This is a genomic window from Moorena sp. SIO4E2, from assembly GCF_010671945.1.
In the GTDB taxonomy this organism is placed as follows: Bacteria; Cyanobacteriota; Cyanobacteriia; order Cyanobacteriales; family Coleofasciculaceae; genus Moorena; species Moorena producens.
Genome location: NZ_JAAHIE010000627.1, coordinates 1 through 3,811, shown reverse-complemented (window position 1 = coordinate 3,811; position 3,811 = coordinate 1). Strand labels below are relative to the sequence as shown.

Here is a 3,811-nt window from a genome sequence, read left to right as displayed (position 1 = left end):
AGCCGTCAGCTTAAGATCAACCTCAAACGGGAGAATTTAATAGTTCGAGATTTTGTAAGCATATGCGCGTAGCCGATAAGCTGAAAGCTGACAGCTGAAAGCTGATAGCTGACGGCTGAATGCTTACGAAGGAATTGACCTGAATCGACTAGAACGGGTACGCTTACAAGCAGCGGTGGAAGCATAATTATCCCGTTTGCTTAAGGTGAAGGGACTACCTCTAAATTGGCAAGATAGTACCAAGATTCCCACTGTACCAGTGAATTTAAACTTAACTAAAACCCACAATCCTACAGATATGGGTAAGGAAATTGCTCAGGCTATTTATAGAGGTATGGCGCAATGACAAATCTAGGAGTAAGTCGGACAAATCAGCTAAAACCGAGGAAGATATTACCTCTTTTCTCGACCACTTTCTGGCAGTTGTCCGACAATACAGTATCATCATTGCCTTGAAAAAAACCTAGTCTAAACCCTGCTATAAACTAGTTTTGGCGGACAGTTACACCGAGACTAGTGTTCAGTGTAAGACCCATTACACCCTTCGCGACTGATGGGTCTTACCCCAATTATTTTTATAAATTTTTATTAAGAAAATTCCGATTATTACACTTAAGAGACTAGTTTACTCTTTAATAAAATAAGATATGAAAATCCTAAGCATCCAGCCGTTAATCCCTCAACCTAAAAAACTGAGTGATAGCTGACTGCTGAAAGCTTACGGCTTACTAAAATTATTGACTAAGTAAAAAAAGATGGTAGCCCAATCAAGTTCTACATCCAAGGTCAATGTCAAAAACTTTAGCCGCTCAACACTGGGAGAGTTTGATGCCCCAGTAATTGAGGGGAGTTGGCCAGAAAATTTATCCGGTTATGTTTTTATTGTTGCTCCTTATCACCGAGAGAAAGAGCGTCATCTATTTGCCGGTGAAGGGGTAATTATTAAATGGGATCTCAAGAGTGATAATGGCAAAATCAAGGTTTACAGTAAAAGACTAAAAACCTGGGATAGTGTTTGGCATAAGATCCTCCCCATATACAATTTATCAAAAGGATTTTTTCCCGCAGTCATCAGTCCGTTAGGGGTGTCAGAAATTGCTAACACAGCCATTGTCAATATGAACGGCAGGCTGATATTGACGGCGGATGCAGGACGTTATTGGGAAGTCGATCCAGTCACCCTTGATACTATAACCCCAATCGGGTATTTTGACGAACATGTGGTTTCTGTTCCCCTATCATTCTTCCCAATGGTAGCCAATACAGCCCACCCATTAGTTGACCCTAAAACCAAACAACTGATTACTTGTGAGTTAAAATCTAAACCCAATCCAGGGGATTTATTCACTGATATGATCAGTGCTGTTTATATTACAACCTGGGATGGGGAAGGAACCTTAAAACACTGGGAATTAGAAGGAACAGTTCTGGAGGGGAGTCCTCATTCAGCGATAGTAACTGAAAAATGTATTATGATTCCAGATATGCCATTCCAAATGGGATTGGCAATGCTATTAGGAGTCAAGATTCCGCCTCTGAAAGCTTATCCAAAAACACAGATTTATATCGTTGATCGTGATGAACTCAAACCAGACCAGGAAACTGTTCCATCCCGTTTAGTCACGTTTGATGGGGATAGCTATCACTTCTTATGTAACTATCATCATATCGATGGCAATATCCATTTAGTTGGGATCCAGCAAGCAACAATTAGCCTCACTGAAGCCTTGCGACCGGATGATGTGAAACACTTTAGTGGTGAGAAGTATGATAAAGACTATTATGGTATCCCTTGGATGTTTGGTTTCGATCCTGGCGTTTTGCGCAAAGTGGTGATCCAAGATACTCAAGTGATTAGTGAAGAAACCTTTGTCCATCCAGGATGGTTTACCACAACCCTCTTCACTGCTGATCCACGAGAATTCTTGGCGGAAAAGGGATACTCTGCTCTCTATCAAGTTTATGCTGGATATTACCAACAGTTTATCTGTCGTCGTCAATATCTTAGTTTTCGGGATAGTAAAAACAGAGTTCTAAGGGATGATCAACTTCCTCAACAGGACTTACCTTCAGTTCTCGCTAAAATTCCTCTAGACACGAATTGGCAAGAACTGACTGAGCAGATCAAACAAGAACAGGAACAAAACCCTGACACCCATGTGTGTGATTTAGGCAAGGGATTGCTTGATTTTTATGTGTATCCTGTAGGAAGTATTTTAAATAGTATTCAATTCATTCCCCAAAACCAAGGGTATCTTTTAACTACTGTGTTGACCCCAGATAGCTTGGAGGCTTGGCTATTTACTGCTGATAATATCAGCAATGGACCAATTGCTAAAATTCGTCTCCCAGACAAGGTAACTTTTGGCTTCAGCTTACATTCAGACTATTTTGAGGAGGTGACTCCTGCTCCACGTACCTACAAAGTGAATAGACTAGAATCCGATTTACGGAGTATAATGGTAGTTCCTTGGGAATTTTTATTCAACCAACGCAAGGATATTTTTAAGAGAAAGTAATATAGTAAAGGGAATAGGGAGTAGGGAGTCGGCAGTCGGGAGGTAAGCTATCAGCGCGTCGCGTATCAGCTATCAGCTTATGGGTTAAGTCCCAGCGTCGAAGCCTGTGCCACGCTACTTTAAATGCTTTTGAATAAAACAGGTAAGCTTTGGCCTATGGCCACGCTACGCGAAACTTTAATCTGAGTTACGGAAGGCTGATGGCTGAATGCTGAATGCTTACATATCCTGCTCCCTATTCCCTACTCCCTACTCCCTACTCCCTGCTCCCTTGCTATATTGACTTTGACCATTGACAATTAACAATTAACAATTAACAATTGATGAGTTAGCTCAATAATAAGTATTCAAACAGACTTGAGAACAGCAGTTTATTAACCACAAGGATTTCATGGCTACATCTCCCCTTTCCCCTCGTTGGTTGAGAGGAGCAATAGTCGCTCTAGACCCTGCTAACCCCCTAGCTAGTGTGATTCTTTTCCAGTACAATCCCGAGACGATGACGCGATCGCTTACGCCCCGGACAGCAGGAGCGGATTTGTCTGCACAGGGTAAATCTGACCTAGACACTACTGAAGCGAAACGAATCAGTGGTCCTCCGAAAGAGAGCATTAGTCTAAAAATGGCCCTTAGAAAAGCAGGGACTGATTGAGATCACTCCTGGAGAGGATCGGCGGACACGATTGGTGGCACTAACGGCAAAAGGCCAGGAAAACCTGACCCAAGCTATTCCCCTCTGGGAACAAGCTCAAACAGAGGTGATTGAGAAGCTGGGTGTCGGTCCGTGGCACAATCTATTGGAGCGCTTGACTGAAACGGTTTCCATCGCATAATTGGCAACAGACTCCTGATCACAAGCCCCTCTTTTTTATTTATTTAAATAAGTGTATATACATTTAAGCGTCAGCATTCAGCTGTCAGCTTTCAGCTCTCAGCCTAATGCTTCAAATAAATCTCATTTGGGAGAATTTAATAGTTCGATATTTTACAGAATTGAAAGTCTGGGGAAAAGCCCTTGGCCTATGGCCATGCTACTGTTGGCGCAGCACCTCAAGTAGCGCAATCGGTGCTTTTGAATAAAATAAGCCGTTCGCGAACGGCTGACGGCTGACGGCTGACGGCTGAATGCTTACCTGCGTGTTCCAGGGTCTATGGCTCAAAAGTTGCAAAATAAAGCTCTACAGTCAGCTAAAAAAATCAAGGCAAAGGAAGATGATACGAACAACAACGAACTTCCTTTTTCAGAAAATAAACTTCTCTATCCTGGTTTAACAGGAACAGTTAAGGCTCAA

The 3,811-nt window shown here is 42.3% G+C and carries 4 protein-coding genes; all 4 read left to right on the top strand.

Features of this window, described 5'->3' with window-relative positions; all coding sequences use genetic code 11:
• The first annotated feature begins 311 nt into the window (after window positions 1–311).
• Window positions 312–467, top strand: a complete 156-nt coding sequence (locus F6K37_RS34360) for a hypothetical protein (protein ID WP_161603207.1) — start codon at window positions 312–314, stop codon at window positions 465–467.
• 288 nt (window positions 468–755) lie between these two features.
• Window positions 756–2,519: a carotenoid oxygenase family protein gene (locus F6K37_RS34355; RefSeq protein ID WP_008190283.1), complete on the top strand. Its 1,764-nt coding sequence runs from the start codon at window positions 756–758 to the stop codon at window positions 2,517–2,519.
• A gap of 391 nt (window positions 2,520–2,910) precedes the next feature.
• A complete protein-coding gene (locus F6K37_RS34350; protein ID WP_008190281.1) occupies window positions 2,911–3,171 on the top strand; it encodes a hypothetical protein in 261 nt (86 codons plus the stop codon).
• Window positions 3,172–3,205: 34 nt separating this feature from the next.
• On the top strand, window positions 3,206–3,352 hold the full coding sequence (locus F6K37_RS34345) for a hypothetical protein (RefSeq protein WP_008190279.1): 147 nt from the start codon (window positions 3,206–3,208) through the stop codon (window positions 3,350–3,352).
• The last annotated feature ends 459 nt before the right edge of the window (window positions 3,353–3,811 follow it).